27 protein-coding genes are annotated in these 25,885 nt (G+C 66.8%); 8 read left to right on the top strand and 19 right to left on the bottom strand.

Annotated elements, in window-relative coordinates:
• Nucleotides 1-6: 6 nt before the first annotated feature.
• The gene (locus AC1U2B_RS02145) at nt 7-1,644 is read right to left on the bottom strand and encodes a SulP family inorganic anion transporter (RefSeq protein WP_480215497.1); all 1,638 of its coding nucleotides are present in this window, start codon (nt 1,642-1,644) and stop codon (nt 7-9) included.
• Nucleotides 1,641-2,018, bottom strand: coding sequence for an ArsR/SmtB family transcription factor (locus AC1U2B_RS02140; protein ID WP_135356334.1), 378 nt, complete (start codon nt 2,016-2,018; stop codon nt 1,641-1,643). Before AC1U2B_RS02140 ends, AC1U2B_RS02145 begins: the two co-directional genes overlap by 4 nt.
• 147 nt (nt 2,019-2,165) lie before the next feature.
• On the opposite strand from AC1U2B_RS02140, the gene AC1U2B_RS02135 reads away from it, so the two are divergent.
• Together AC1U2B_RS02135 and AC1U2B_RS02130 are read left to right on the top strand one after the other, a co-directional pair.
• Complete coding sequence (locus tag AC1U2B_RS02135) at nt 2,166-3,506, top strand: condensation domain-containing protein (protein ID WP_480215496.1); 1,341 nt, start codon at nt 2,166-2,168, stop codon at nt 3,504-3,506.
• A gap of 25 nt (nt 3,507-3,531) precedes the next feature.
• Nucleotides 3,532-4,083: a TetR/AcrR family transcriptional regulator gene (locus tag AC1U2B_RS02130; RefSeq protein ID WP_480215495.1), complete on the top strand. Its 552-nt coding sequence runs from the start codon at nt 3,532-3,534 to the stop codon at nt 4,081-4,083.
• Here AC1U2B_RS02130 and rlmN read toward each other — a convergent pair.
• Nucleotides 4,080-5,177 carry a dual-specificity RNA methyltransferase RlmN gene (gene rlmN / locus AC1U2B_RS02125; RefSeq protein WP_480215494.1) on the bottom strand — a complete coding sequence of 366 codons (1,098 nt, stop codon included), beginning with the start codon at nt 5,175-5,177 and terminating at the stop codon, nt 4,080-4,082. The genes AC1U2B_RS02130 and rlmN overlap by 4 nt on opposite strands.
• 82 nt (nt 5,178-5,259) lie before the next feature.
• Between rlmN and AC1U2B_RS02120 the strand changes: the two genes are divergently transcribed.
• Nucleotides 5,260-6,225: a DMT family transporter gene (locus AC1U2B_RS02120; RefSeq protein WP_260939626.1), complete on the top strand. Its 966-nt coding sequence runs from the start codon at nt 5,260-5,262 to the stop codon at nt 6,223-6,225.
• Here AC1U2B_RS02120 and AC1U2B_RS02115 read toward each other — a convergent pair.
• The 4 genes from AC1U2B_RS02115 to AC1U2B_RS02100 all read right to left on the bottom strand — a co-directional run bounded on the left by AC1U2B_RS02115 (nt 6,116) and on the right by AC1U2B_RS02100 (nt 9,170).
• Nucleotides 6,116-6,988 (bottom strand): phosphatidate cytidylyltransferase, encoded by an 873-nt coding sequence (locus AC1U2B_RS02115; RefSeq protein ID WP_260939627.1) that lies wholly within the window; start codon nt 6,986-6,988, stop codon nt 6,116-6,118. The two genes, AC1U2B_RS02120 and AC1U2B_RS02115, sit on opposite strands and share 110 nt — an antisense overlap.
• 31 nt (nt 6,989-7,019) lie before the next feature.
• A complete protein-coding gene (gene frr / locus AC1U2B_RS02110) occupies nt 7,020-7,577 on the bottom strand; it encodes a ribosome recycling factor (protein WP_260939628.1) in 558 nt (185 codons plus the stop codon).
• 36 nt (nt 7,578-7,613) lie between these two features.
• Nucleotides 7,614-8,357, bottom strand: a complete 744-nt coding sequence (gene pyrH / locus AC1U2B_RS02105; RefSeq protein WP_480215493.1) for a UMP kinase — start codon at nt 8,355-8,357, stop codon at nt 7,614-7,616.
• 114 nt (nt 8,358-8,471) lie between these two features.
• The gene (locus AC1U2B_RS02100; protein ID WP_260939631.1) at nt 8,472-9,170 is read right to left on the bottom strand and encodes a class I SAM-dependent methyltransferase; all 699 of its coding nucleotides are present in this window, start codon (nt 9,168-9,170) and stop codon (nt 8,472-8,474) included.
• Nucleotides 9,171-9,215: 45 nt separating this feature from the next.
• Here AC1U2B_RS02100 and AC1U2B_RS02095 point away from each other — a divergent pair, with 45 nt between their 5' ends.
• Nucleotides 9,216-9,641, top strand: coding sequence for a MarR family winged helix-turn-helix transcriptional regulator (locus AC1U2B_RS02095; RefSeq protein WP_260939632.1), 426 nt, complete (start codon nt 9,216-9,218; stop codon nt 9,639-9,641).
• Between the two features lie 6 nt (nt 9,642-9,647).
• Here the strand turns inward: AC1U2B_RS02095 and AC1U2B_RS02090 are convergent, their stop codons facing one another.
• The 4 genes from AC1U2B_RS02090 to AC1U2B_RS02075 all read right to left on the bottom strand — a co-directional run bounded on the left by AC1U2B_RS02090 (nt 9,648) and on the right by AC1U2B_RS02075 (nt 13,506).
• A complete protein-coding gene (locus AC1U2B_RS02090) occupies nt 9,648-10,097 on the bottom strand; it encodes a DUF350 domain-containing protein (RefSeq protein WP_043393626.1) in 450 nt (149 codons plus the stop codon).
• A gap of 19 nt (nt 10,098-10,116) precedes the next feature.
• Complete coding sequence (locus AC1U2B_RS02085) at nt 10,117-11,280, bottom strand: glutathionylspermidine synthase family protein (protein WP_480215492.1); 1,164 nt, start codon at nt 11,278-11,280, stop codon at nt 10,117-10,119.
• Nucleotides 11,280-11,891 (bottom strand): hypothetical protein, encoded by a 612-nt coding sequence (locus tag AC1U2B_RS02080; RefSeq protein WP_480215491.1) that lies wholly within the window; start codon nt 11,889-11,891, stop codon nt 11,280-11,282. The genes AC1U2B_RS02085 and AC1U2B_RS02080 overlap by 1 nt, the downstream gene beginning before the upstream one ends.
• A gap of 208 nt (nt 11,892-12,099) precedes the next feature.
• Nucleotides 12,100-13,506: an amidase gene (locus tag AC1U2B_RS02075; RefSeq protein ID WP_480215490.1), complete on the bottom strand. Its 1,407-nt coding sequence runs from the start codon at nt 13,504-13,506 to the stop codon at nt 12,100-12,102.
• A gap of 289 nt (nt 13,507-13,795) precedes the next feature.
• Here AC1U2B_RS02075 and AC1U2B_RS02070 point away from each other — a divergent pair, with 289 nt between their 5' ends.
• Nucleotides 13,796-15,529 carry a purine-cytosine permease family protein gene (locus AC1U2B_RS02070; protein WP_480215489.1) on the top strand — a complete coding sequence of 578 codons (1,734 nt, stop codon included), beginning with the start codon at nt 13,796-13,798 and terminating at the stop codon, nt 15,527-15,529.
• 50 nt (nt 15,530-15,579) lie between these two features.
• Here the strand turns inward: AC1U2B_RS02070 and AC1U2B_RS02065 are convergent, their stop codons facing one another.
• Nucleotides 15,580-16,674, bottom strand: a complete 1,095-nt coding sequence (locus AC1U2B_RS02065) for a substrate-binding domain-containing protein (RefSeq protein WP_480215488.1) — start codon at nt 16,672-16,674, stop codon at nt 15,580-15,582.
• A gap of 157 nt (nt 16,675-16,831) precedes the next feature.
• Here AC1U2B_RS02065 and AC1U2B_RS02060 point away from each other — a divergent pair, with 157 nt between their 5' ends.
• Nucleotides 16,832-17,290: a MarR family winged helix-turn-helix transcriptional regulator gene (locus AC1U2B_RS02060; protein ID WP_043393613.1), complete on the top strand. Its 459-nt coding sequence runs from the start codon at nt 16,832-16,834 to the stop codon at nt 17,288-17,290.
• 61 nt (nt 17,291-17,351) lie between these two features.
• Here the strand turns inward: AC1U2B_RS02060 and fmdA are convergent, their stop codons facing one another.
• A complete protein-coding gene (gene fmdA / locus AC1U2B_RS02055) occupies nt 17,352-18,605 on the bottom strand; it encodes a formamidase (RefSeq protein WP_480215487.1) in 1,254 nt (417 codons plus the stop codon).
• Nucleotides 18,606-18,731: 126 nt separating this feature from the next.
• On the opposite strand from fmdA, the gene AC1U2B_RS02050 reads away from it, so the two are divergent.
• Nucleotides 18,732-19,016, top strand: a complete 285-nt coding sequence (locus AC1U2B_RS02050) for an FmdB family zinc ribbon protein (protein ID WP_480215486.1) — start codon at nt 18,732-18,734, stop codon at nt 19,014-19,016.
• 90 nt (nt 19,017-19,106) lie between these two features.
• On the opposite strand, the gene tsf is transcribed toward AC1U2B_RS02050, so the two are convergent.
• Both tsf and rpsB read right to left on the bottom strand, forming a co-directional pair.
• A complete protein-coding gene (gene tsf / locus AC1U2B_RS02045) occupies nt 19,107-19,922 on the bottom strand; it encodes a translation elongation factor Ts (RefSeq protein ID WP_480215485.1) in 816 nt (271 codons plus the stop codon).
• Nucleotide 19,923: 1 nt separating this feature from the next.
• Nucleotides 19,924-20,733, bottom strand: a complete 810-nt coding sequence (gene rpsB, locus AC1U2B_RS02040) for a 30S ribosomal protein S2 (protein ID WP_043393605.1) — start codon at nt 20,731-20,733, stop codon at nt 19,924-19,926.
• 286 nt (nt 20,734-21,019) lie between these two features.
• On the opposite strand from rpsB, the gene AC1U2B_RS02035 reads away from it, so the two are divergent.
• Nucleotides 21,020-21,514 (top strand): M23 family metallopeptidase, encoded by a 495-nt coding sequence (locus AC1U2B_RS02035; protein ID WP_480215484.1) that lies wholly within the window; start codon nt 21,020-21,022, stop codon nt 21,512-21,514.
• Nucleotides 21,515-21,570: 56 nt separating this feature from the next.
• On the opposite strand, the gene AC1U2B_RS02030 is transcribed toward AC1U2B_RS02035, so the two are convergent.
• The 4 genes from AC1U2B_RS02030 to AC1U2B_RS02015 all read right to left on the bottom strand — a co-directional run bounded on the left by AC1U2B_RS02030 (nt 21,571) and on the right by AC1U2B_RS02015 (nt 25,873).
• Complete coding sequence (locus tag AC1U2B_RS02030) at nt 21,571-22,467, bottom strand: tyrosine recombinase XerC (RefSeq protein ID WP_480215483.1); 897 nt, start codon at nt 22,465-22,467, stop codon at nt 21,571-21,573.
• A gap of 68 nt (nt 22,468-22,535) precedes the next feature.
• Nucleotides 22,536-23,645: a Fic family protein gene (locus AC1U2B_RS02025; RefSeq protein ID WP_480215741.1), complete on the bottom strand. Its 1,110-nt coding sequence runs from the start codon at nt 23,643-23,645 to the stop codon at nt 22,536-22,538.
• A gap of 144 nt (nt 23,646-23,789) precedes the next feature.
• Nucleotides 23,790-24,956, bottom strand: a complete 1,167-nt coding sequence (locus tag AC1U2B_RS02020; protein WP_480215482.1) for a lactate 2-monooxygenase — start codon at nt 24,954-24,956, stop codon at nt 23,790-23,792.
• 71 nt (nt 24,957-25,027) lie between these two features.
• Entirely contained in the window at nt 25,028-25,873 is an 846-nt protein-coding gene (locus AC1U2B_RS02015) for a siderophore-interacting protein (RefSeq protein ID WP_480215481.1), read from the bottom strand.
• Nucleotides 25,874-25,885 lie beyond the last annotated feature (12 nt).

The following is a 25,885-nucleotide window of genomic DNA, read 5'->3' as shown; positions in this document are numbered from 1 at the left end:
GAAGCGCTACTTGATGGTGTGGCTGCGGGCATGGGCGATGGCATCGTCCAGCGTGTCGATGAGATGGTTCTCATGACGCAGGGATTCGATGATGCCGACGCCCGCGAGAAGGTCTCGGTGCTCGGGCCGGACACCTTTGATGATCACGGTGATGCCCCGCTCCTCCAGGTCTTCGACGATTTGCGTCAGCGTGTGCGCGCCGGTGGCGTCGAGCATGCCGAGTTGCGACAGCCTGATGATGACGACCGCAGTGTCGGGATGTTGGCCATCGGTGATCGCGGTCGAAATCCGTTCGGCCGCACCGAAAAACATCGCCCCGTCGAGCCGCAGCAGGGCGATACGTTCGTCGCCGGGCATATAGGGCCCCGGCAGATCCTCGCGTGTCACGCTGCTGCGCCGGGCCAGTGCGCGCAGCGCAAACAACGCCGTTGCCGCGATACCGATCTCGACGGCCTGGATCAGGTCGAAACAGACAGTGACAATTGCGGTCAGCAGAAAGGTCACCGCGTCCGAACGCGTGGATCGCAGAATCCGCGTGACCGTGTGCGGTGAGATCATCCGGAACGCCGTCACCATCAGCACCGCCGAGAGCGCCGCCAGCGGGATTGTCCCGACCAGTCCGCTGACCAGGTACACCACGGCCAGCAGCACCACCGAGTGGACGATCGCCGCGACGCGGGTCCGCGCGCCGGAGCGTACGTTGACCGCGGTGCGGGCAATGGCCCCGGTGGCCGGCATGCCGCCGAACATCCCGGAGGCGACCGAAGCCAGTCCCTGCCCAACCAGTTCCCGGTTCGGGTCGTAGGGCCCGGTCGGGGACATCGTCGCCGCGACCCGCGCCGACAGCAGTGACTCGATCGCAGCCAGTGCGGCGATCGCCAGTGCCGCACTGAACAGGGAGTGCAGCACCGCCAGATCAGCGTGTGGCCATACCGGTGTGGGCAATCGCGAAGGCAGCGCGCCGATCCGGGTCGCCGGCAATCCAGTGCCCACGACCATGGCCGTAGCCGCTACAACCGCCACCAACGACGCCGGCACGGCGGGGTGCAGCCTGGGCAGCACGATCATCAACACCGCCACCAGTGCCGTGACGACCAGCGCCGGCCGTGCCGCCCCCACGTCGAGGTGCGAGACGACCAGGCCTGCGGCCACCAGCGGGGGCCGCCCGGCTGGTGCCGCCTGGCCGAACGCGGCCGGCACCTGCTGCAGAAAAATGATGACGGCGATGCCGAGGGTGAATCCTTCGATGACCGGCCACGGAATGAAGGTCACCGCGCGCCCCACGCCGGTGATGCCGGCCACCACGACGATGACCCCGGCCAGGATGGTGACCGCGGCGACGCTGCCCAGTCCGTACTGGGCCACGATCGGCGCCAGTACCACCGTCATCGCCCCGGTCGGCCCCGATACCTGAACATGCGATCCGCCGAACACCGCGGCCACCAGCCCAGCCACGACTGCGGTGACCAGACCGGCCGCCGCGCCGACACCCGAACTGATTCCGAACGCCAGCGCGAGCGGCAACGCGACCACCCCGACCGTCACCCCGGCGAGGACGTCACGCCGCCACGAGTGCCTCAGGCCGGCATAGTCCTTGCGCGACGGCAGCAACCGGGCAATGCGATCGCCGGCGAATGTGGTCATCGGCTGGTGCCGATCGGCGGCAGTGAGCCGACGGCATCGAGCTGATCCCGTTGCGCGGCAAGGGTATCGGCGAGGAACGTCCGCGCGATGAGCAAGAGTTCGGCGATCTTCGGATGCGCCAACGTGTAGTACACCGCGTTGCCGGCCCGATACCCGCTGACCACGTGATGCCGTTTGAGCACGGCCAGATGCTGCGAGAGCAGCGTCGGTTCGATATCGCTGGCCGCGAGGATGTCGCTCACCGGCGTCGGGCCATCTGAAGTCGACAGGATCTCCAGCACCCTGATGCGGGCCGGATGCGCGAGTGCTTTGAAGAGGTTCGCCTTGATCTCGTACAGCGGTCGTTCGGGACCATCGAGCACGCTGTCGACCATCTGCCACACCCCTAATTGATGGATTGAGGAAATTCTCAATCCATCATAGCGCGCCGGGCTCGCCCGACAGATTCCCCAGATCAGCTTCTGCCAGACAACACACAGGCTCGCGAAGCGAAAGTTTGTGGGCTCGGTAACATTCGCGCCATGGCCGTAGCCGACAACACAATCGATCTGGGAGACCAAGCCTCCTTCACCGGCTTACGGGCGCTGGGCCGCGGCCCGCTCATCCAATACACCTGGATCTACGAACATCCTGTCGACCTCGATGGCCTGCGCCGCCTGCACCGCAATCTGGGTAGCGGCGGCCTGCTGGGCCGCCGGATCGAACGGTCGCCGCTGCCGTTCGGGCGGCACCGGTGGGTCCGCTCGACCGGACCGCTCGGCCTCGACATCGGCACCGGGACGCGGCCCGTCGCCGAGTTGAACGACTGGGTCAACGAACGCGGCTACATTCCGGTGGACCCGGAACATGGCCCGCCGTGGCACCTCGGCGTGCAGCAGCTCGAAGGCGGCGGTGCGGCCGTGTCGCTCGTGGTGTCGCACACCGTCGGGGACGGCCTGGCCATCGCCGAAGCCGTCGCCGACGCGGTCAACGGCGAACCCCGCGACCTCGGCTACCCGATACCCGCATCCCGGACCCGGCGCGAGGCCCTGCGCGAAGACCTCCGCCAGACATTGCGCTCGGTACCCAGTTGGTTCAAGGCCGTGGTCGGGGCCGCCAAGATCGCCCGCGATCAGAAGGGCGACCTGGCGGCGTCGGCCAAATCGGTGACGGCGGCGGTGTCCAGCGGGATCACCACGCCGGTGACGCCGCCGTTCGTCACCATCCACATCGACATCGACGAGTGGCACCAGCGCGCGAAAGCCCTTGGCGGGACCAGCAATGTGCTGTTCGCCGCCCTCGGCGCCCGGGTCGGCCAGGTGGTGGGACGGCTGGGCGACGACGGCCGGGCCATGCTCTCGTTCCCCGTCAACATCCGCACCGAGGGCGACACCCGGGGCAACGCGCTCAGCACCATCACCGTGATGGCGGACCCCGAGAAGGTCAGCACCGACCTCAGCGAACTGCGGGGCGAGATCAAGCACGAACTCGCCGGTGTCGACGAGTGGACCCGGATGATGCTCACGCCCCTTCCGCTCACTCCCCTGGTGCCGAAGTTCGCGGTGCGACGGCTGGAGAAGATGGTGCTCAAGGTCGGCAAGCCGATCGGCTGCTCGAACCTCGGCCAATTCCCGCCCGCGTTCAACCGGCCCGACGGGACCGACGCCGACAACTTCCACGCCCGCCTGGTCGAGCCGGGACTGACCCCGGTGGACCTCGAGCGACTCAACGGCCACCTGTTCCTCGTGTTGTGCCAGACCCCGACGTCGATGATCGTGACGGTCACCGCATGGGAACCGGGCGAGACGAACACCAAAGCGGCACTGGCAGATTCCACCCGCAAGGCGCTGGCCGAACTCGGGCTCACCGGAACCGTCGACTAAGTTACCGGGTAGTACCATCGGTATCGTGGACAGTACCGCGAGCCCCGAGGGCGGCTCCGTCGAGGACGCCTCGACCCCGAGCCGAATCCTGGTGGCGACCGCGGAAGTGCTTGCCCGTCAGGGACAAGCCAAACTCAGCCTGTCCGAGGTCGCGATGCAGGCGGGGGTCTCCCGCCCCACGCTGTACCGCTGGTTCGCTTCCAAGGAGGCGCTGCTCGAATCATTCGGGCGGTACGAACGCGAATTGTTCGTCGACGGCATGAGCGCGGCCACCGAAGGGCTGCGGGGCAACGAAAAGCTCGATGCCGCACTGCAATTCATCGTGCGGTACCAGAAGACCTATTCCGGTGTGCGAGTCATCGACATCGAACCCGAAGTCGTGCTCGCCCAGCTGCCGAACGTCCTCCCGATCATGCGGAACCGCCTGCAGAAACTGCTCTCCGGACCGAACGCCGAACTGAAGGCGGCCACCGCCATCCGGATCGCGATATCGCATTACCTGGTCCGCAGCGACGACACCGACCAGCTGCTGGCGCAACTGCGCCATGCCGTCGGCCTGCGCGAGCCGAGCAGCTAGCCATCAGCCGCCAATTGCCCACACGCAGCGGCGATTTCACGACCGCGGGTGTCGCGCACCGTGCACGACACACCGGCGGCCTGCACCCGGCGCACGAACTCCCGCTCGACGGGCTTCGGACTCGCGTCCCACTCGCTGCCCGGGGTCGGGTTCAAGGGGATCAGGTTCACGTGCACCAACGGGCCCAGCTTGTTACGCAGCTTCTTGCCCAAAAGGTCTGCCCGCCAAGGCTGATCGTTGACATCGCGGATCAGTGCGTACTCCACCGACACCCGGCGACCGGTCACGTCGGCGTAATACCGTGCGGCGTCGAGGACTTCGGAGACCTTCCACCGGTTGTTGACCGGCACCAAGGTGTCACGCAACTCGTCGTCGGGGGTGTGCAGTGACAGCGCCAACGTCACACCGAGCTTCTCGTCGGCGAGTTTGCGGATCGCCGGCGCCAGCCCGACGGTCGAGACCGTCACCGAGCGGGCACTGATACCGAAACCCTCCGGCGGTGCCGCGATGATCCGGCGGACGGCGGCCACCACCCGGTTGTAATTGGCCAGCGGCTCGCCCATGCCCATGAAGACGATGTTGGACAGCCGGCCGTCGTGCTCGTTACGCATCGCGGCCGACGCCGCGCGCACCTGCTCCAGGATTTCGGCGGTCGACAGGTTGCGCTGCAGACCGCCCTGTCCGGTGGCGCAGAACGGGCAGGCCATGCCACAGCCGGCCTGCGACGAGATGCAGACGGTGTTGCGCTGCGGGTAGCGCATCAGGACCGACTCGAACGTCGTGCCGTCGACGGCGCGCCACAGGGTCTTGCGCGTCTCCCCTGCGTCGCACTGGATCTGTTTCACCGGCGAGATGAGGTCGGGGAACAGCGCCGAGGCCACCTGATCGCGCACCGAGGCGGGCAGATCGGTCATCTCGTGCGGGTCGGCGATCAACCGGCCGTAGTACTGATTGGCCAGCTGCTTGGCCCGGAATTTCGGCAATCCCAGCTCGGCGACGGCCGAGGCGCGGCCGTCGGCGTCGAGGTCGGCAAGGTGCCGCGGCGGCATGCCGCGGCGCGGTGCTTCGAAAACCAGAGGAAGGGAAACGGCCATAACGGGCTTCAGTATCGCACCGACTCGCCCCTGCAGACGAAAATCATTGGACCTGGCGCCGCCGACCACCCACCATGGCCCCATGCCACCCCGCCCCGCGTCGCTTCTGGCCTTCGTCTACGCATTGGGTTATCCCATTGGTGCCCTTGCCGTTTCGGCCCTGACACCCATGGCGACGCTGGTCTTCCGGTTCGGCCTGGCGGCCGCGATCCTGACCACGTGGGCACTGGCGGCGCGTGTGAAATGGCCCACTGGTACCCGACTGGTGCACGTGGTGATCAGTGGTCTGCTCACCCAGGCCGTGCAATTCATCTGCCTGTACCTGGCGCTGATGCACGGCGCTCCCGCGGTGCTGGGCGCCGTGGTCATCTCGATGAACCCCGTCGCCACGGCCCTGCTCGCTGCCGTGTTCCTGGGCGAACGGCTGACGCCGATGCGCGTCGTCGCGCTGGTCCTGGGTGCGCTGGCGGTGCTCGCCGCGTGTGCCCAGCGGCTGCTGATGGTCGGCGGGGTCGACGCGGTGATCGTGCTGCTGGTCGTCTCGCTGCTGGCCCTGGCCGCGGGCGGCGTCTATCAGCAGCGGTTCTGCCGGGGCGTGGATTTCCGTGCCACCGCGGCGCTGCAGAACGCGGCGTCGTTGCTTCCCGTGGCGGTCCTGGCCGCCGTCATGCCGTGGACCGTGACCAACCTGCACACCGCCGTGCTCGCGGTCGGCGCGGTGGTGCTGTTCAACGCCACGTTGTGCATGACGCTGTACGTGCGGGCGATCGATCGCTACGGCGCCGCCGCGGTGGCCATGCTGTTCGCCGTCATCCCGGCGATCGCCGGCGTGCTGTCCTGGCTGCTGCTGGGCCAACGGCCCGACCTCGGTGTGGTGGTCGGCCTGGTGCTCGGCGCGCTGGCCTGCTGGCTCAATTCGCGCGCCGTGGCGCGGACTGTCAGGCCAGCAACTCCAGCACCAGCCACGCCGCCACTGCAGACGGCAGAATCGAGTCGATCCGGTCCATCAGACCGCCGTGACCAGGCAGCAGAGTGCCCATGTCCTTGATCCCGAGGTCCCGTTTGACCTGCGATTCGACCAGGTCGCCGAGGGTGCCGGTGATGACGAGCATGATGCCGAGAGGCACGCCGACCCACAGCGGCCGGTCGGCCAGATAGTGCACCGACAGCACCGAGACGACGATGCTGAACAGCAGTGATCCGCTGAAGCCCTCCCAGGACTTCTTCGGGCTGATCGCCGGCACCATCGGATGCTTGCCGAACAGCACGCCCGCGGTGTAGCCGCCGATATCGGAGGCCACGACGCCCAGCATCATGCAGAACACCTGCATGGCGCCTTCGTGGTAGCCGCCCTGGTGCGGGTAGATGAGCAGCGCCGTGAAGGCGCCGAACAGCGGCACCCAGGCGGCCAGGAAGATCGTCACCGAGACGTCGCGCGTGTAGTTGACCGGCGCGGCTTTCAGACCGCCCGACAGCAGCCGCCAGATCAGGCACAGCGCGACCGTGGCGCCGAACGCACCCAGCGCCCCGGCTTCCCGGAAGGGCACGGTCAGCCAGATCATCGCCTGGCCACCGATCAGCAGCGGAATCACCGGGACGGCGTAGCCGCCTTCGCGCAGCCGGCGCACCACCTCGTGGGTGGCCAGGGCGACGGCGAGCGCCACCAGTGCCACCCACAGCTGCGGGACGAACAGCAGGGTGGCGATGACGGTGCCGCCCAGGAGGGCGCCGACGGAGATGGCGGCGGGCAGGTTGCGCCCGGCGCGCGAGGACTTCTTGGGCTCCCCGGTGGGGGCGGTTTCGGTGGCCACGACTGTGTGGATGCGGACAGCTGGAAGGTCGTCAGACCTCCAGCAGCTCGCCTTCCTTGTGCTTGACCAACTCGTCGATCTGAGTCGTGTAGGTGGCGGTGGTCTTGTCCAGATCCTTTTCGGCGCGGGCGACTTCGTCCTCGCCGGCCTCGCCGTCCTTCTTGATCCGGGACAGCTCGTCCATCGCCTTACGACGGATGTTGCGCACAGACACCTTGGCGTCCTCGCCCTTGCCCTTGGCCTGCTTGACGAGTTCCTTGCGGCGTTCCTCGGTCAGCTGCGGGATGGAGATGCGGATGACGGTGCCGTCGTTGCTCGGGTTTACGCCGAGGTCCGAGTTCCGGATGGAGTCCTCGATGGCCCTGAGCTGGTTGGCCTCGTAGGGCTTGATGACCACCAAGCGCGCCTCGGGGACGTTGATGCTCGCCAGCTGGGTGATGGGCGTCATCGAGCCGTAGTACTCGATGTTGATCCGGTTGAACATGCCGGGGTTGGCCCGGCCGGTGCGGATCGACCCCAGGTCATCACGGGCCACCGCGACGGCCTTGTCCATCTTCTCTTCGGCATCGAAGAGGGTTTCCTCGATCACTTCATATTCTCCCGTCGCTCGCCCGGCCACCCAGCTCTAGCTGGAGACCAGCGTTCCGATCTTCTCACCCGCGACCGCGCGCGCGATGTTGCCTTCGGTCAGCAGATTGAAGACCAGCATCGGCATGCCATTGTCCATGCACAGGCTGAACGCGGTGGCATCGGCGACCTTGAGGTCGCGTTCCAACACCTCGCGATGGGTGATGCTGGTGATCATCTGGGCGTCGGGCACCTGGCGCGGGTCCGCGGTGAACACACCGTCGACGGCCTTGGCCATCAGGACGACCTCGGCACCGATCTCCAGCGCGCGCTGCGCGGCGGTGGTGTCGGTGGAGAAGTACGGCAGGCCCATGCCGGCGCCGAAGATGACCACGCGGCCCTTCTCCAGGTGCCGGCGTGCGCGCAGCGGGAGGTACGGCTCGGCGACCTGCCCCATGGTGATGGCGGTCTGCACGCGGGTGTCGATGCCTTCCTTCTGCAGGAAGTCTTGCAGCGCAAGGCTGTTCATCACGGTGCCGAGCATGCCCATGTAGTCGCTGCGGGTGCGCTCCATACCGCGCTGCTGCAACTGCGCACCGCGGAAGAAGTTGCCGCCACCGATGACGACCGCAACCTGGGCGCCGGCCCGCACCACCTCGGCGATCTGCCGGGCGACCAGAGCGACGACATCGGGGTCCAGACCCACCGCGCCGCCACCGAACATCTCGCCACCGAGCTTGAGCAGCACCCGCTGATAAGCCGGCCGGATCAAACCCTGGCCACCGTTGTCTGCCTCGGCCATCAGACTCCTTCGGTCCCCACATGTCACAGCTGCCCCGGCGATCGGCAGCGGCTCCATCCTGCCTCATGACGATCGGTCCGGCGGCAAGGAGGGTGGAACCCGCCGGCGTGCGGCCTAACCCAGGTGCGCCTGCAACAACCACGCGCGAACCGATTTGAGTCCGCTCGGCTCGTCCCTCACGTCGAGAGCGGCGAAGCCCGCGCCGGGTGCCGAGTCGGCGCCGGGCGCCGTGAAGCCCGCCGGCATGTTGCCGTGAATACGGGCCGGGGAGATGTCGTCGATCACCCAGTACTTGCCGACGACATCGCGCAGCTCGTCCTCGGTCACCGGGTTGGCCGGGCCGGCGGGCATGCCGCCGCGGTCGAAGACGAGGACGATGTAGGTGGCGCCAGGCGCGGCCGCCCGCACGATCGAGCGCTGGTAGCCGTCGCGGAGCTCGACGGGCATGGAGTGGAACAGCGTGCTGTCGATGATGGTGCCGAAGCGGCCGTCGTATCCGGTGAAGTCACTGATGTCGGCGACCTCGAAGCTGGCGCTGTGCGCGCCGCGCCGGGCGGCTTCGTCGCGGGCGAGTTCGATGGCGGTGGCCGACTGGTCCAGGCCGACCGTGGTGAAGCCGCGCTCGGCCAGATAGATCGCGGTGGCGGCCTCGCCGCAGCCGGCATCGAGCACTTCGCCGTGCACCTTGCCCGCTTCGATCAGCGCGGCGATCTCGGGCTGGGGCGTTCCGATGCTCCATGGTGGCCGGGCGCCCATCTCAGGAGCCTCGCCGCGGTACGCGCTTTCGAACATGGCATCAGTCGGTCTGGTCATACCTCCGGTCTATCAACGCTGTTGATATATGTCAATATAGTTGACATGTTCGAAGGTGAAGACGCTCCCCTGGGCTATCTGCTCAACCGCATCGCCACCGCGCTGCGCGCCAACATCACGGCCGATGTCCTTGAGCCACTGGACCTGACGTTCCCACAGTTCGTCTGTCTGCGCATCGTCGACAACCGGCCCGGCATGTCGAATGCCGAGATGGCGCGATTCATCGGGGTATCGCCACAGGCGATGAACATCGTGGTGCGCGCGCTTCAGGACCGCGAACTGATCACCCGGCCGTCGACCGTCGCCGCCGGACGGTCCCGGCCCACCGAACTGACCCGGGCCGGTCGCACCCTGCTGAGCAAGACCGTCGCCGGCATCCGCGCCGCCGACGACGCTCTGCTGGCCGGCCTGACCGCCGCCCAGCGCCGGGAGTTCCGCGAAACGCTGACCAGCCTGCTGCCGCCCGATTAGAGGCGACTAGAGAATCGCGGCAGCCACGATCAGGCCGAACGCCAGGTACGAGGCCGCCACATCGAGCACGATTGGTGAGAACTTCTCCTGCTCGAGCATCTCGCCGATGTCGAGGCCCTTGACGGCGCCGATCAGGCGCACCGAAAGTGCCTGCGCGGCAATGCCGACGAGGCCGAAGACCACGGTCTTGATCAGGCCGCTCGCCAGGTCACCCGACGAGCTGTAGATGGCGAGCACCACGATGAAGGCCATCGACACCACGCCGGAGGCGGCCACCGCCGCGGCGTTGGGCCGGCCGGTGCGCACCAGTTCACGCAGCGGCCCCGGCGTGGTCCAGTCGATCACGAAGAAGCCGAGGATCATCAGCGCACCGCCGACGATCGCGTACAGCGCGATCGCCGATGCGCCATGTCCGACGATCGACCAGTAGTCGTTGCCAAGTGCGGTGAGGGTCATGAAGTTCGTTTCCTTCCGGTCACTGCGGGATGCGATGGGGCACAAAGGCTGCGCCGTTGTCGGTGACCAGACCCGAGGTCTCTCGGATACCGAGTCCAGCCGATTCGTCGCCGACGATCCACGCGCCCAACGCGGGGCGCATGTCGTCGAATTGCGGTAGTGGGTCGAGCAACTGGTAGACGTAGCCCTCTTCGCCGTACACGCCGCCGGTCTGCGTTTCGTATCCGGCGCCGACGATCGTGACGTTCGCGCCCTCACGCCCCAGCTTGGGCTTGCGGACGTATTCGGTCAGCTCGTGCGGGTCATCGATGTACGCGGGCAACAGATTCGGGTGCCCCGGGTACATCTCCCACAACACCGCCAGGATGGCCTTGTTGCTCAGCAGCGACTTCCACAGCGGCTCGATCCACATGGTCTCGGGCAGGGATTCGGCTGCGTACTTGCCGAATTCGTCATCGAGGACCCATTCCCAGGGATAGAGCTTGAACAGCGTCGAGATCGGCGCCTCTTCCAGGTCGACGAACCGATTCAGATCCCGGTCCCAGCCCAGCTGCTCGATGGCCAGGCCCACGGTGTGCAGTCCGGCCTCGGCGGCGCACTCCTGCAGGTAGGCCAGCGTCACGTTGTCCTCGCCGCTGGTGTCGGCCGACGACCAGGTGAAGTGGGCTTCGTTGCCGGGCAACTGATCCTGGATCTCCTTCCACCGTTCCACCAGTTTCTCGTGCAGCGAGTTCCACTGGTCGTCGGCGGGAAAGACGTCGGTCTTCCAGTACCACTGCAGGATCGCGGCTTCGAGCAGCGACGTCGGGGTATCGGCGTTGTACTCCAGCAGCACCGGGGGCCGGCGGCCGTCGTAGCGCAAATCGAAGCGGCCGTACAGGTGCGGATCGCTACGCCGCCAAGACTTCTCGATGTGCGGCCAGCTCCACTCCGGGAGCCCGAAGTCGCGGTAGCGCTCGGTCAGCACCACGTTCTCGACGGCCTCCAGGCACATCGAATGCAGCACCTCGACCGAGGCCTCGATCGAGAGCACCTCGTCCATTTCGAACACATAGTGCACCGACTCGTCCCAATACGGGCGGGCATTGCCGTGCGCATCGGCGGCAGGGGTGTCGAAGCACATGCCCTGGCTGGCAATGATCTGCTGCCACCCCGGCCGCGGGGCGTGATGTTCGCGGCGCATCAGCTACCGGAGCTTCCGCTACTCGACGAGCCGAAGCCGCCGCGGGACACCGATGAGCCGCCCTTGGAAATCGAGGTACCGGATTTCGTTGTCGCCGTGGTGCCTTTCGGCAAAGTCAGGGTGCCGCCGCGCGCGATGCTGCCGACTCCTGTGTTGGAACCGCCGTAGTAATAGCGGTATGGCGACCCCATATACAAGAACGTGCTGCCGCCATGGCTGGTGCCGCTGCTGCAGTAACTGTCCGGCACCACTTCGTTGGAGCCGTCCTTGACGCACGAGGCGCTGACTCGCTCGTCACGGTGGAAGATCGCGTAGCCGGCGGCGACGACAGCCACCACACCGACGCCGACCGCCGAACCGATCAGGACTTTCTTGCCGGTGGCCGCGCGCTTGCGGGCCTTCTCGGCCTTCACCCGCTCGATCTCTTCTTCGGCTTCGCGCGCCTTCTGCGCCTTGTCCCGGGCCCGTGCCTCGCCGATGGTCGGCTGCCGCGGCTTGGCGGTGGCCGGGTCCTGCCAGCGGACCGAACCCTGGGGTTCTTCCGGTGGCGGACTCGGCTGAAATGCCGGAGTCGGATTCGGCGTGGGATCGGCCGGCGGCACCGGCGGCATGCTCGGTCCGGCCCCCGGGACGGGGTCGGGCCCAGTACCTGGCGCCGACGCTTTCCACGGCTGCCTCTGCGCCCCATCCTCGGGCCCGACAGTCATGCACACCCCCAATTGACGCAACCTGTGAGACAGCATAAGGCTGGCTGGCCGGCGAGGCGGCCGTTGGCGCTGCTTCCGTACTGCAAAAGTAGCCGCCGTCCGCCTCGCACGGTCACCGCGCCGCGAGCGACGGCCATCCGATCTCCCGCTCGAGCTCGAAAGCCAAGGCCAGCAGCGCGGCCTCCTGCCCCGCTGCCGCGCCGAACATCATGCCGACCGGCAATCCGGAGGCGGACTGGGTCAGTGGCAGCGAAACCGCCGGCGCTCCGCTGGCATTCTGCAGCGGCGTGAAGCCGACCCAGTCGATCAGCCGCGAGATGATCTGGTCGTAGTCGGCGGTCGGGTCCAGGTGTCCGATCGGCGGCGTGACCTCGCTGAGGGTCGGGGTCAGCACCACGTCGTAGTCGCGGGCCAGCCGCGCCGGGATGCGCCGCGACGCGGCCAGCCGGGCGATGGCGGCCGGCACCCGATGCAGGTTGCGAGCCGCCTTCCGTTCCAGCCCCAGGGTCAGGTTGTCCAGCTTGGCGCGGTCGAAGGTGGGCCCGAAGGTGTGTTTTCCGCCGCGGACCAGAGCGAATGCCAGGAAGGCCCAGTACAGCAGGAAGTCGTCGCGGAACCGCTCCGGCGCCGGGTTGCCGATCTCGGTGACCCGGTGGCCGAGCTGTTCCAACCGGGCCGCGGTCTGCATGGTCAGCTCCCGGATCTCGGGGCTGGCGTCGCGGCCGATCGAGCTGGTGCACACGGCGATGCGCAGCCGGCGCTGCCCGGGCGCGGTGACGTCGCCGATCGCCGGCAGTTTCGGGTTCCGGTAGACGCGCTCGGCCTCCCGGTAGAACGCCGCGGTGTCCCGGACACTGCGGGTCAGGACACCGTTGGCGACGATCTGCAGCGGCATCCGGGTCTCCCGGTCCAGTGGCAGCCGGCCACGCGTGGGCTTGAGACCGACCAATCCGTTGCAGGAAGCCGGAATTCGGATGGAACCGCCACCGTCGTTCGCGTGCGCGATGGGCACCACGCCGGCTGCGACGAAGGCGCCCGACCCGGACGACGACGCGCCCGCGGTCACCGTGGTGTCCCACGGATTGCGCACCGGGCCGAGACGAGGGTGCTCCGCCGAGGCGCTGAAGCCGAACTCGGACAACTGCGACTTGCCGAGCGCCACCAACCCTGTCGACAGATACAGGCGCGCCCATTCCCCGTCCGCCGGCATCGGCCTGGGCGCCCACGCGTCGGAGCCTTGCATGGTCGGCCAGCCGCGGACCGCGACGTTGTCCTTGATGAACGTCGGCACACCGTCGAAGAAGCCTCCGAACGGTCCTGGTGCGCTTGCCTTTTCGACCGCCTGCTCGAATGCTTCGTACGACATGCCACCCAGTTCGGGCTGCGCCTTCTCGGTACGGGCGATCGCCGCCTGCACCACCTCGACCGCCGACACCGCACCGCCGCGGATCGCGTCGGCGACACCGACCGCGTCGAGGTCACCGAGGGCGTCGTCACCGAATGTGCTGATGCGTGTCATGGCACCCACGGTACCAAGCAGTACCACCAATCTGCCTTACCCCCAGATTTCACATTGTGAGTCCGGACACCGACTTCGTGCACCATTGAACGTGCTGCGTAAACGCCTAGTTTCCCCGACGTAACTTTCCATTTGGACTAGTGCCATATGGAAGTAATTGGTGTTAGCTTTCGTCCGATCCGGCTGCTGCAGGTCGCGGACCGGTCCGGTCATCGGCGCCCGCATTCGACCTGCTTGCCTGATGCCTTGCAGCACTGGCGCTTACGACGGATTCGACAGGACATGCTTCATGACTACCGAGCAATCCATAGACGAGGTTAAGGACCATCCGATAGCCGGGGCGCGCGTCGGCCCGTGGTCCCGCTTCGCCACCTGGGCAAGCCAAGACAACATCGAGGACTTCTCACTTCGCTACGCGCCCAAGTCTTTTCGTAAATGGTCACCGATGGCGTGTGCCGTGGCCGCCCTGGGCGGCATCGCCTATCTCGCGGACTACTCCATCGGGGCCTCGATCGCCGTCACTCACGGTGCGGCCAACGCAGTCGTCGCGATCCTGGTTGCCGCCGTCACCATCTTTCTCACCGGCATCCCGATCGCCTATTACGCCGCAAAATACAACATCGACATGGATTTGCTCACTCGCGGAGCCGGTTTCGGGTACTTCGGTTCGACCCTGACCAGCCTCATCTACGCCAGCTTCTGCTTCATCTTCTTTGCGCTCGAAGGCGCGATCATGGCGCAGGCGATGAAGTTGGCGTTCGGCCTTCCACTGGCGGTCGGCTACATCGTCGGCTCGCTGATCATCATTCCGCTCGTGCTCTACGGCATGACAGCGCTGGCCAAGTTTCAAGTCTGGACCCAGCCGTTGTGGCTGATCCTGTTCGTCGCTCCGATCGCCTTCATCGCGACCGCGGATCCGGCAGGCTTCCACGGGTTCCTGAGCTGGGCAGGCAATGGCGGCAGTGAGCAGGTGACCGCTATCGGCGTCGGTGCGGGTGCCGGCGTGGCACTGTCGCTCATCGCCCAGATCGGTGAGCAGGTCGATTATCTGCGCTTCATGCCCGAGAAGTCGGAAACACCGCCACTGCGATGGTGGGGCGCGGTCCTCGCGGCCGGACCCGGCTGGGTGATCCTCGGCGCGGCCAAACAGATTTGCGGCGCCTTCCTGGCCTTCTACGTCGCGGGCAAGGTCGGTTTCGCCGCCGCGACAGAACCCATCGAGCAGTTCCTCGGCGGGTTCGGTTCGGTCATCCACAACGATGTCGCCGCCCTCGCACTGGCGACGCTGATGGTGTTGCTGTCCCAGGTGAAGATCAATGTCACCAACGCATACTCGGGCTCGTTGTCGTGGTCGAACTTCTTCAGCCGGGTTCTGCACGTGCACCCGGGCCGGGTGGTGTACCTCGGTCTGCACATCGCCATCGCGTTGGCGCTCATGCTCAGCGACATGTTCACCGTGCTCAACACCATCCTGGGGTTCTACTCCAACGTCGCGATCGCCTGGGTCGGCGCGATCGTCGCCGACCTGGTGATCAACAAGCCGCTGCTCAAGCTCAGCCCGTCCTACGTCGAATTCAAGCGGGCCTATCTCTACAGCATCAATCCGGTCGGATTCGTCTCCATGCTGGTGGGTTCGGTGTTCTCGATCATGGCCTTCTATCACGCTTTCGGCGATTTCCTCGCGGCCTGGTCGCCGTACCTGGCGCTGACGTTGGCGTTCGTGCTCTCCCCGGTGATCTGCATCGCGACCAAGGGCAAGTACTACCTGGCGCGGCGCAATCCGCTTCGCGAGGAGATCGAGAAGGAGCCGCTGTGGGCGGGTCAGACGCTGCTGGACGTCGTCGACCAGAAACGGTACGAGCTGCCGGATATGGTGCACGACTGCCCTTTTCATCACGGCACCGTGTCCTCGCTGACCTGCACCCTGACCAAGGACTGCCATGACATGTGCAAGAAGGAGGAATACGACGATTCGGTGAGCGTGGATCTACTGAAAACCGCGACGACACCGCAGTCGAGCTGATGAACCGTCATGACCCCGCCCGCTTGGCCGGACGGGGTCATGACCGTCGGTCATGGAGTCAGCTCGACGATCACGTCGAATTCGAGTTCGTCGGCGCTGGCGAGGTACACCGGTTGACGAGTATGAGCACCACGCATGACCACCTCGCCGCGCGGCCCCTGGTACGCGACATTGGAGCGCGCCCGGTCGATCGCGGCCACCTCAAGGCTGCGGGCCGTCTGCGCCAACGCCGTCAGCAACAACAGTCCCTCATAACAGGATTCACCGATGTTGTTCAACGCCGGGGCCGCGCCGCCGAATCGCTGCTGATAGTGCGAGCCGAACCCCATGTTCACCTCGGTGGGCAGGCTCTCGAAATAGCCGCATGCCGTGTACAGGCCGGTGGTCGCCCCACGTCCGCTGGCGCACAACACATCCTCACCGATCATCAACGACAGGCGCACGACACTCTGGTCCAGACCAGCTCTGGCGAACGCGCGATTGAATGCCGCGTTGTCCGCACCCACCATCAACACCAACACACCGTCGGCCTCCGAGCTGCGGATGACGTCGAGCATCGGCCGAAAATCCCGCCCACCCAAGGGAACGAAGGCTTCACCGACGAATTCGAAGCCCGATCGCCACATGTACTCCTTGGTCACTCGGGCCGTCTGCCGGGGCCAGATGTAGTCGTTTCCGACGATGCACCAGCGTTTCAGCCCAAGGTGCTCGCGCAACCACGTCAACGCCGGAAACAGTTGCTGCTCTGGGGTTTCCCCCACCATGTACACACCGTCGGTGCTCTCCCCGCCCTCATAGAAGGTGGTGTACACATAGGGCACCCGTCCGGCCGTCTGCGGGGTGATGACCCGCCGCGCATTCGACAGGTGCCAACCCACCACGGCGTCGATCCGCTCCTGGGCAACCAGGCGGCCCAGCTCGTCGGCCAGATCACTCAATGGCGCCCCGGCATCGACCGGATGAATCCGGACCGGCCGGTCCAGGATGCCGCCGGCCGCGTTGATGTCCTCAGCGGCCAGCTCGGCGCTGGCCTCGCACGATGGTCCGAACATCCCGGCGGGCCCGCTCAACGGCACCACGAGCGCGATATCGACCACATCCCGGTCGGCGCGCACGGGAATCGTCGCAAAACTCGGATCCACCATCACCTCACCTCGGGACACCGACCCAGCTACGCCACACCGATCGCGACGACCACGACGTCCATCGCCCGGGTGACCAGAATTCACTTGAACATACCTGCCGATCAGCGCTGTTTCACGGCGAGACGACAGCTCCGATCACGGTAGGCTGGGCGCCACCATGGACATCAAGCCCGGCGGCCGTGCCGACACCATCGAGGAACTCGCTCGATTGGTGAAGTCGGTCGCCTTCGAACTCGACCGCGTCGTGACCGAGCAGCTGGCCGGCTTGACGGTGCGTCAGTGGCACGTGCTGGCCGCGCTCGAGGGCGGTGTCGGAAAGCCGATGACCGCGCTGGCCGAGGCGACATTGTTGCCCGGGCCCAGTCTGACGCGGCTCGTCGACGGGATGGTCGACGACAATCTGGTGCTGCGCAAGGCCGATGTGGTGGATCGCCGACGGGTGCTGGTCTACCAGACCCGCCGCGGCGGTTCGTTGTACCGCCAGATCCGCGAGCGGCTGGGCAAGTCCGAGCAGCTGACCGCGCTGTGCAGTTCAAGCTCACTACCGGCAGACACACTGACCGAACTACTGAGCGCCCTACAGGTGCCGGCCACCCCGGCGGATCTCCGCGGCTGACTGAACCCGCCAAACGGCCAGTCCCCCAAGGAAATCGAGGAACTGGCCGTCGGCTGCGGGATCAGAAACTGGCGTGCGGCGCGCCCATGCCGGGATCGATCTGGTACGGCCCGGACGCCGACGGCGCCACCGGGAAGTCGAAGATCGCCGTCGGGATGTACACCGTCGCACAGGAATTCGGGATGTCCACCACTCCGGAGAGCCGCCCCTCGATGGGTGCGGACCCGAGCAGCAGGTAGGCCTGCTCCGGGCTGTACCCGAATTTCGTGAGGTAGTCGATCGCATGCAGACATGCGCGCTGGTAGGCCAGATCCGAGTCGAGGTACTTCTGCTCGCCGTCGAGTGTCACCGAGGTGCCCGAGAAGGCGAGCCATTCCGAGTACTGCGGGTCGGTGTTGCCCGGCATGAATATGGCGTTCTCATGCACGCCGTAGGTGTCCATGCCGCCCTTGATCAGATCCACGTGCAGGTCCATGAATCCGCCCATCTCGATGGCCCCGCAGAACGTGATCTCGCCGTCGCCCTGCGAGAAGTGCAGATCGCCGAACGACAGGTTCGCACCGGGGACGAACACCGGATAGAACACCCGGCTGCCCTTGGTGAGGTTCTTGATGTCCTGGTTGCCGCCGTTTTCGCGCGGTGGCGCGGTCCGGGCCGCCTCGGCGGCCGCTTTGGCGAAGGCGTCGCCCTGCAACGAACCGAGGATCGCGTCCTGCGGCTCGGGTGGCAATGCCAGCGGCGGCACGCGGTCGGGATCGGTGGCGATCAGCGCACCCTCGCGGGCATTCCACTTGGCCAGCAGGGCCGCCGACGGTGCGGTGCCCATCAGGCCGGGATGCACGATGCCGGTGTACTTCACCCGGGGCACGTGCCGTGACGTCGCAGTCTGGCCGGAGAAGTCCCAAATCGCCTTGTAGGCATCGGGGAACTGATCTGTGAGGAATCCGCCACCGTTCTGCTTGGCGAAGATGCCGGTGTATCCCCAGCCCTGTCCCGCCAGCGGCCCCGAGTCTTCCTGCGGAATCGGGCCGACGTCGAGGATGTCGACGATCAGCAGGTCACCTGGTTCGGCCCCCTCGATCGCGAACGGTCCGGACAGGCAGTGCACGCCCTTGAGCGGGGCGTTGAGGATGTCCTCAGCAGAGTCGTCATTGCGGATGGCGCCGTCGAACCACTCCCGGCAATGCGCCCGGAAGCTGTCCCCCGGCTTGACGGTGACCGCCGGCGGGATGTCCGGGTGCCATCGGTTGTGGCCGACGATCTGTTGGTCGGTGAACTTCTTCGTTGAATCCAAGGGGAACAGCAGTTCCGGCACGGTGACCCTCCTAGCGACACAAACACTTGCTTCCGAATGGAAGTATTCAATAGTGAAGGTGTCTCGTCTGCGGTTCGGGCAAGTTACATCCGGATGACGTTGACGCAGAGGGCTTATGGTGTCGTTGTGCCTACCTACGTATTCCGGTGTGGACAGGGTTGCCCGGACTTCACCGAACAGCATTCGATGGCCGTCGTGCCCGACGACGTCCCCTGCCCGAGCTGCCGCAGCCAGGCCAAACGCCGAATCGGAGCGCCGGCGCTAGGTGCCGGCAGCTCGTCGGGGATGCGGATCCAGGACGCCACCCGCGCCACGGCCGACCGCCCCGATGTCGTCGGAAGCCTGCCTGCGAGCCGCCGCCGCGCGCCGGTGACCGCGAATCCGTTGCATCGCAAGCTCCCCCGGCCCTGACCCGGACAAAGCAAAACCCCGCGCACTCCGGGATCGCCGGGTTTGTGCGCGGGGTTTTGTCAGTGAGCAGCGGGTGGGCTGCTCAAGTTCTTACTGCTGGCCGACCTCGAACCGCACGAAGCGGGTCACGGTGACGCCGGCCTCGTCCAGCAGCGCCTTCACGGTCTTCTTGTTGTCGGACACCGACGGCTGGTCCAGCAGCACGACGTCCTTGTAGAAGCCGGTGACGCGGCCTTCGACGATCTTCGACAGCGCGGCCTCGGGCTTGCCCTCTTCCTTGGCGGTCTCCTCGGCGATGCGACGCTCGTTGGCGACCAGGTCGGCGGGCACGTCCTCACGAGTGAGGTACTTGGCCTTCAGCGCGGCGATCTGCAACGCGACCGCGTGAGCGGCCTCTTCCGAAGCACCGTTGTACTCGACCAGCACGCCCACGGCCGGCGGCAGATCCGCGGCACGCTTGTGCAGGTAGGTCTCGACGGTGCCGTCGAAGTAGGCAGCACGACGCAGTTCGAGCTTCTCGCCGATCTTCGCGGACAGGTCCGCGACCAGCTGCTCGACGGTGGTGCCGTCGACGGTGGCGGCCTTGAGGGTCTCCACGTCGTTGGCCTTGGCCGCGACAGCAGCGGTGAGGATCTGATCCGCGAGATCCTGGAATTCGGCGTTCTTGGCGACGAAGTCAGTCTCGGAGTTCAGCTCGATCAGGGCGCCGTCCTTGGCGGCGACCAGGCCCTCGGCGGTGGCGCGCTCAGCGCGCTTGCCGACGTCCTTGGCACCCTTGATGCGCAGCACCTCGACGGCCTTGTCGAAGTCACCCTCGGTCTCAACCAGTGCGTTCTTGCAGTCGAGCATGCCGGAGCCGGTGAGCTCCCGCAGTCGCTTTACGTCAGCAGCGGTGTAGTTAGCCATCTCAGCTTTCTGTGGTGGTGGTTTCGGTGGCGGCTTCGGCCTCGGTGCTGGTGGTCGCACCGGCGAGCAGTTCCTGCTCCCACTCGGCGAGCGGCTCGGCGCCTTCGGCCTCGGTCTTGGCACCCGAGCGGGCCTGCAGACCCTCGGCAACCGCGGAAGCGATCACCTTGGTCAGCAGCGCGGCGCTGCGGATGGCGTCGTCGTTACCCGGGATCGGGTAGTTGACCTGGTCGGGGTCGCAGTTGGTGTCCAGGATCGCGAGGACCGGGATACCGAGCTTGATGGCCTCAGAAACGGCCAGGTGCTCCTTGTTGGTGTCGACGACCCAGATGGCCGACGGAACCTTCTGCATATCCCGGATACCGCCGAGGCTGCGCTCGAGCTTGTTCTTCTCACGCGTCAGCATGAGGATTTCCTTCTTGGTGCGACCCTCGAAGCCACCGGTCTGCTCCATCGACTCGAGTTCCTTCAGGCGCTGCAGGCGCTTGTGGACGGTCGAGAAGTTGGTGAGCATGCCGCCCAGCCAGCGCTGGTTCACGTAGGGCATGCCGACGCGGGTGGCCTCGTCAGCGATGGACTCCTGGGCCTGCTTCTTGGTACCGACGAAGAGCACGGTGCCGCCGTGGGCAACGGTCTCCTTGACGAACTCGTACGCCTTGTCGATGTAGGTCAGCGTCTGCTGCAGGTCGATGATGTAGATGCCGTTGCGGTCGGTGAAGATGAACCGCTTCATCTTGGGGTTCCAGCGTCGGGTCTGGTGCCCGAAGTGCGCGCCGCTATCCAGCAGCTGCCGCATGGTCACTACGGCCATGGTTGTGCCTCACTTGTTTCGGTTGTCGTCCGGTATCGGGTGATGCCGGACCCTGACGCCTGCTGCGTGCCGGACCCAACTCGGTTGTCCGAGGTGGGACCGCCCGGCATGCGATTGCGACCCGAGATCGAGCCGCTGTGCAGGCGCGCGAAGTCAACCCACGAATGCGGATTGCAGGGGGAAGTTTACACGCTTTGCAGGGTGCTCTTGTCCACAGAGCGTTGGTTATCCACAGATCCGGGTTCTCGGGCTACCGAAGCCGACGCCGAGGCGCTGAACTGGGGTGATGCGCATCGGCCTGCTGGTGGGGATCGCCGCGGTCTGCTCGACCGGCGTGGCGCACGCCGCTGACGGCCGGCTGGACTGGCCGTTGCGGCCGCGGCCGGCCGTCGTGCGCACGTTCGACGCACCGCAACCCAATTGGCAGCGCGGGCATCGCGGCGTCGACCTGGCTGGGTCGGTGGGTCAGACGGTGTACGCGGCGGCTCCGGGCACGGTGGTGTTCGCCGGGGAGCTCGCGGGCCGGCCGGTGGTGTCGGTCGCGCATCCCGGCGGGCTGCGCACCAGCTATGAGCCGGTGCGTGCAGCGGTACGTCCCGGCGCCGTCGTCGCCGCCGGTAGTGCCCTCGGCACGCTGGTGCCCGGGCATCCCGGCTGCGGCAGCTGCCTGCACTGGGGCGCGATGTGGGGTGCGTCGTCCGATGCCGACTACGTCGATCCCCTCGGCCTGCTCACCACCACCCCGATCCGCCTCAAGCCCCTCACCTCACCCCGAACGTGAGCTTGTGTGCCAAAAATCGCGCAAAGTTCGCACACAAGCTCAGCTTCGGCGGGGAGTTACGCCCGGGGATGGGCCTGGTCGTGCACGGCACGCAGCCGAGCCACCGTCACGTGCGTGTAGAGCTGAGTGGTCGCGAGCGACGAATGCCCCAGCAGCTCCTGGACCACGCGCAGATCGGCGCCGCCCTCGAGCAGATGGGTGGCCGCGCTGTGACGCAGGCCGTGCGGCCCGATGTCGGGGGCGCCGTCCACTGCCGAGATCGTCTGGTGCACGACGGTCCGCGCCTGGCGAGGGTCGAGGCGACGCCCCCGCGCCCCGAGCAGCAGCGCCGGGCCGGAGGTCGCGACCGCCAGCGCGGGGCGACCGTCGGACAGCCACGCCCGCAGCGCATGAAAGGCCGGCTCACCGAAAGGCACGGTGCGCTGCTTGTCGCCTTTACCCAGGACGCGCAGCACGTGGCGGCTCTGGTCGACGTCGTCGATGTCCAGGCCGCACAGCTCGCTGACGCGGATACCGGTGGCGTACAGCATCTCGACGATCAGCCGGTCCCGCAGGGCCATCGGATCACCTTGCTCCGCACCGGAACTCGCGGCGGACATGGCGTCGACGGCCTGGTCTTGACGGAGGACGGCGGGCAGGGAACGACGGGCCTTGGGGGTTTGCAGCCGCACCGCCGGGTCGGTCTCGAGCAGGCCGCGTCGCACCGCCCAGGCGGTGAAGGTCTTCACCGCCGATGTGCGACGGGACAGCGTGGTCCGGGCCGCGCCATTGCCGGCCTGTTCGGCGAGCCAGGACCGCAGTGTCATCAGGTCCAGGTCGCCGAGGGCCGCGTCGTCGCCGAGGAATTCCCCCAGTGACCGCAGGTCGCCGAGGTAGGCGCGGCGGGTGTGCTCGGAACGTCCGCATTCGAGTTCGAGGTACTGATCGAACTCCGAGAGGACCGCCTGGTGCACTCCCCTACGGTCCCAGAACCGCCACCCCAGCGCCTGTCGCGCCACCCGTCAGTGGCCGAGCTGTGACCTCAGACGTCGAGACGCCTCCCGGCACGCTCGGCAAACGCATCTAGTGCGGCCAGAACTTCTGGTGATCGCCACACGCGATTGCGGCGCCCAGCGGTCGTCTCGATGATCACGCCCGCCTCCACCAATGGACTCAGCACTCGCTGGGCGTGCGCGCTCTGGGCAACAATGCCCGTGCCAACCAGCAGTGCGGCGTTGATCACCGGGCGGCTGGTCAGTAGATCGGCCACCTTCCACGCGCCTGAATCCGTGCGCGCGGTGATCCTGTCGCCCCAGCTGGCGCGGATGGCGCGCAGGTCCGTCACCAGCTGCCGTCCGTTTACCGTCGCACGCACGCTTGCCTCGGCAAATCGCTCCACTATGGGCGCCGCGCTGCCCTCTCGGTATGCAGTAAGTGCGGCGATGTATCCGCCGGTATCCGCCAGCAATCCCGCCGACACAGGCACGGTGATCTGACGGGTCAGTGCCTTATTGCGCAGCATTGCCTGTACCAGCGCACGCCCGGTACGCCCGTTGCCGTCGGTGAACGGGTGCAGCGTCTCGAACTGAGCGTGGGCCACAGCGATGAGCGGCAGCACTGGCGCGTCGGTGCGCTTCGTGAATGCGATGAGGTCGTCAACGGCGGCGGGAATGAGTTCATGTCGCGGCCCGACGAACGTCGCTCCGATCGGTGTCGAGCCACGACCGATCCACACCGGCTCGGTGCGCCACTGCCCCGGGGTGTGTCGCGGCTGGTTGACCATGAGCGCGGCGTGCATTTCCAGGATCGCTGCGGCGTTGACAGTGCCGGAGAGAGCCAACGCAGCCTGCATTGCGGCAGTGTTGGCGACAATGTCTGCGGCGTTGCGCTTGCCCGTGCCGCCGACGAGCTCCTCCTCGGCGATAGATCGTGCCGATGCCGAGAGATTCTCGATCTGCGAGCTGGCGGCGGACTCTGACCGCAGCAGGACCGAAGCGAACGGTGCGATCTCGCCGCCTAGTTCGGCGTCGAAGCGGGCAATCTCCCGGCTCGCCGCTTCAGCCTTGGCCAATACCGCGTCGGGCAGCGCCAGGTCGAGTTCGGCAATACTTGCTGGTACGGCGGGGTGGTAGGTGCCGTACTTAGGCGGCATACCTGCGTAGCGAACTTGCGGTTCCCAGCGCACATCCTCGTAGGTGACCGCACTAAGTGGATGCACATCCCAACCTTACATCCATTTACTACTTAAGTGGATGTAATGGAAATCCTTGCATCCACTTATCAAGAAAGACGCGCGTCAACGCGCCTCGACGCGGCGCAGCGCGTCCGGGGTCAAGTCCGCCAGTGAGCGGTAGCCGTCGATGGCCATGGTGAGGTCGGTCTCGGCCAGCAAGGACCGCAGCACGTGCACGACGCCGGCCGTGCCGGCCAGTGCCATGCCGTACGCGTACGGCCGGCCGATGCCGACAGCCGTTGCCCCCAGCGCCAGGGCCTTGACCACGTCGGCGCCGCTGCGGACGCCGGAGTCGAACAGCACGGGCAGGCCGTCGGCTGCCGCGACCACGCCTGGCAGGCAGTCGATGGCCGGAATCCCACCGTTGGCCTGCCGGCCGCCGTGATTGGAGCAGTAGATGCCGTCGACCCCGGCGTCCCGCACGCGCCGCGCATCGTCGGGATGACAGATGCCCTTGACCAACAGCGGAAGCTTCGTCAGCGACCGCAGCCAGGCCAGGTCGTCCCAGGTCAGGGAGTTGCCGAAATCCTGCACCCACTGCATCACCACGCCCTGCGGATTCTGCTCGGGCGGCGCGGGCAGCTTGGCCCGGAAGACCGGGTCACTGGTGTAGTTGGACAGGCAGTGGCCACGCAACTGCGGGAAGTTGGCCGTCGACAGGTCGCGGGGGCGCCACCCGGGCACCCAGGTGTCGAGGGTGACGACGATGCCCTGGTACCCGGCAGCTTCGGCCCGGCTGATGAGGCTGGCCGCCAGGTCCCGGTCTTTCGGGGTGTACAGCTGGAAAAAGCCTGGGGTGTCACCGAATTCGGCGGCGACACCCTCCAACGGATCGCTGGTGAGCGTCGAGACCATCATCGGGACGCCGGTCTGGGCGGCGGCCCGCGCGGCGTGCAGGTCACCGTGGCCGTCGCGGGCACAGATGCCCATGACGCCGATCGGCGCGAGGAACAGCGGCGAGGGCAGCTTCAGGCCGAACAGATCGACCGTCAGGTCGCGCTCGGTGGCCCCGACCAGCATGCGCGGCATGAGGCCCCAGCGGTCGAAGGCGCTGACGTTGACGCGCTGCGTCCGCTCGTCACCGGCGCCGCCTGCCACGTACGACCAGATCGATGGCGGCATCGCGGCCTGGGCGCGCTCCTCGAGTTCCGTGAACGAGATCGGCAGCGTTGGGACGACACCGCCCAGACCTTGCAGGTAGATCTCGAGTTGGTAGTCACCGAACGCCATCGGGCCCGCCCTTCTGTTGCAACTTCGGCTGAGATTCGCACATTAGCGTCGGCCCGCGCCTCGGCTTTCGGCTATGCCTCGGCTTCGGCCTTGGCCAATTCAGCCTTCCACTGCCGGAACGTCTCTTCGGTGCGACCCCGGCGCCAGTAACCGGAGATGGATGCCCATTCGGCGCCGACGCCGCGCTCCTTGCGCAGGTACGGCCGCAGGTTGTGCATGACGGCCTGCGCCTCGCCGTGGACGAACACCTGGACCTGGCCGGGCAGCCAGTCAGCCGCCCGCACCGCTGCGACGAGTGGCGCGTTGTCGCCTGCCTGGTCGTCGGACACCAGGTCGGCGCGGCCGCCGCGATGGATCCACTGGATCTTCACGCCCGCGGGCGCGGTCAGGTCGAGCTCGTCGTCGGGTCCGTCGACCTCGATGAAGGCCTGGCCGATCGCGCTCGGCGGCAACGCTTCCAACGCCGTGGTCAGTGCCGGCAACCCGGCTTCGTCGCCGGCCAGCAGGTGCCAGTCGGCGGCCGGGTTCGGCGAGTAGGCCCCGTTGGGCCCCATGAGATACGCCGGGTCGCCGGGCGCCAACGACGCCGCCCACGGTCCAGCGACTCCGGTATCGCCGTGCACGACGAAGTCGACGGTGAGTTCGCGCTGCTCCACGTCGACGCGCCGCACGGTGTAGGTCCGCACGGTCGGGCGCTGGTCCGCCGGCAGCTCCTCGAAGCTGTCCAGGGTCAGCGGCTGCGCCAGGCCAGCCACCTGTACGCCCGCGGGCACGATGGCGAACTTGACGTAGGAATCGGTGAATTCCTTCGGACTGAAAGTGTCGAACCCGTTGCCGCCGAACACAACACGAATCATGTGCGGGGTCAGGCGCTGGGTGCGGAGAACTTCGAACGTATGAATCGGACGGCCTGCCACGCCTCGACTATA

This window comes from Mycolicibacterium sp. P4_G11 (assembly GCF_056555145.1).
The sequence above is the reverse complement of the archived record's forward strand: the minus strand, read 5'-3'. Positions and strand labels throughout refer to the sequence as shown.

Coding starts and splice junctions, on each gene's coding strand:
- AC1U2B_RS02035 (WP_480215484.1), top strand. CDS start 21,020: ATGCGCATCGGCCTGCTGGTGGGGATCGCCGCGGTCTGCTCGACCGGC.
- AC1U2B_RS02020 (WP_480215482.1), bottom strand. CDS start 24,956: ATGGCGTTCGGTGACTACCAACTCGAGATCTACCTGCAAGGTCTGGGC.
- AC1U2B_RS02060 (WP_043393613.1), top strand. CDS start 16,832: ATGGACATCAAGCCCGGCGGCCGTGCCGACACCATCGAGGAACTCGCT.
- pyrH (WP_480215493.1), bottom strand. CDS start 8,357: ATGGCCGAGGCAGACAACGGTGGCCAGGGTTTGATCCGGCCGGCTTAT.
- AC1U2B_RS02120 (WP_260939626.1), top strand. CDS start 5,260: ATGCCACCCCGCCCCGCGTCGCTTCTGGCCTTCGTCTACGCATTGGGT.
- AC1U2B_RS02090 (WP_043393626.1), bottom strand. CDS start 10,097: ATGACCCTCACCGCACTTGGCAACGACTACTGGTCGATCGTCGGACAT.
- AC1U2B_RS02135 (WP_480215496.1), top strand. CDS start 2,166: ATGGCCGTAGCCGACAACACAATCGATCTGGGAGACCAAGCCTCCTTC.
- AC1U2B_RS02070 (WP_480215489.1), top strand. CDS start 13,796: ATGACTACCGAGCAATCCATAGACGAGGTTAAGGACCATCCGATAGCC.
- AC1U2B_RS02065 (WP_480215488.1), bottom strand. CDS start 16,674: ATGGTGGATCCGAGTTTTGCGACGATTCCCGTGCGCGCCGACCGGGAT.
- rpsB (WP_043393605.1), bottom strand. CDS start 20,733: ATGGCCGTAGTGACCATGCGGCAGCTGCTGGATAGCGGCGCGCACTTC.
- AC1U2B_RS02025 (WP_480215741.1), bottom strand. CDS start 23,645: ATGCCGCCTAAGTACGGCACCTACCACCCCGCCGTACCAGCAAGTATT.
- tsf (WP_480215485.1), bottom strand. CDS start 19,922: ATGGCTAACTACACCGCTGCTGACGTAAAGCGACTGCGGGAGCTCACC.
- AC1U2B_RS02095 (WP_260939632.1), top strand. CDS start 9,216: ATGTTCGAAGGTGAAGACGCTCCCCTGGGCTATCTGCTCAACCGCATC.
- AC1U2B_RS02140 (WP_135356334.1), bottom strand. CDS start 2,018: ATGGTCGACAGCGTGCTCGATGGTCCCGAACGACCGCTGTACGAGATC.
- AC1U2B_RS02085 (WP_480215492.1), bottom strand. CDS start 11,280: ATGCGCCGCGAACATCACGCCCCGCGGCCGGGGTGGCAGCAGATCATT.
- AC1U2B_RS02100 (WP_260939631.1), bottom strand. CDS start 9,170: ATGACCAGACCGACTGATGCCATGTTCGAAAGCGCGTACCGCGGCGAG.
- AC1U2B_RS02075 (WP_480215490.1), bottom strand. CDS start 13,506: ATGACACGCATCAGCACATTCGGTGACGACGCCCTCGGTGACCTCGAC.
- AC1U2B_RS02080 (WP_480215491.1), bottom strand. CDS start 11,891: ATGCCGCCGGTGCCGCCGGCCGATCCCACGCCGAATCCGACTCCGGCA.
- rlmN (WP_480215494.1), bottom strand. CDS start 5,177: ATGGCCGTTTCCCTTCCTCTGGTTTTCGAAGCACCGCGCCGCGGCATG.
- AC1U2B_RS02145 (WP_480215497.1), bottom strand. CDS start 1,644: ATGACCACATTCGCCGGCGATCGCATTGCCCGGTTGCTGCCGTCGCGC.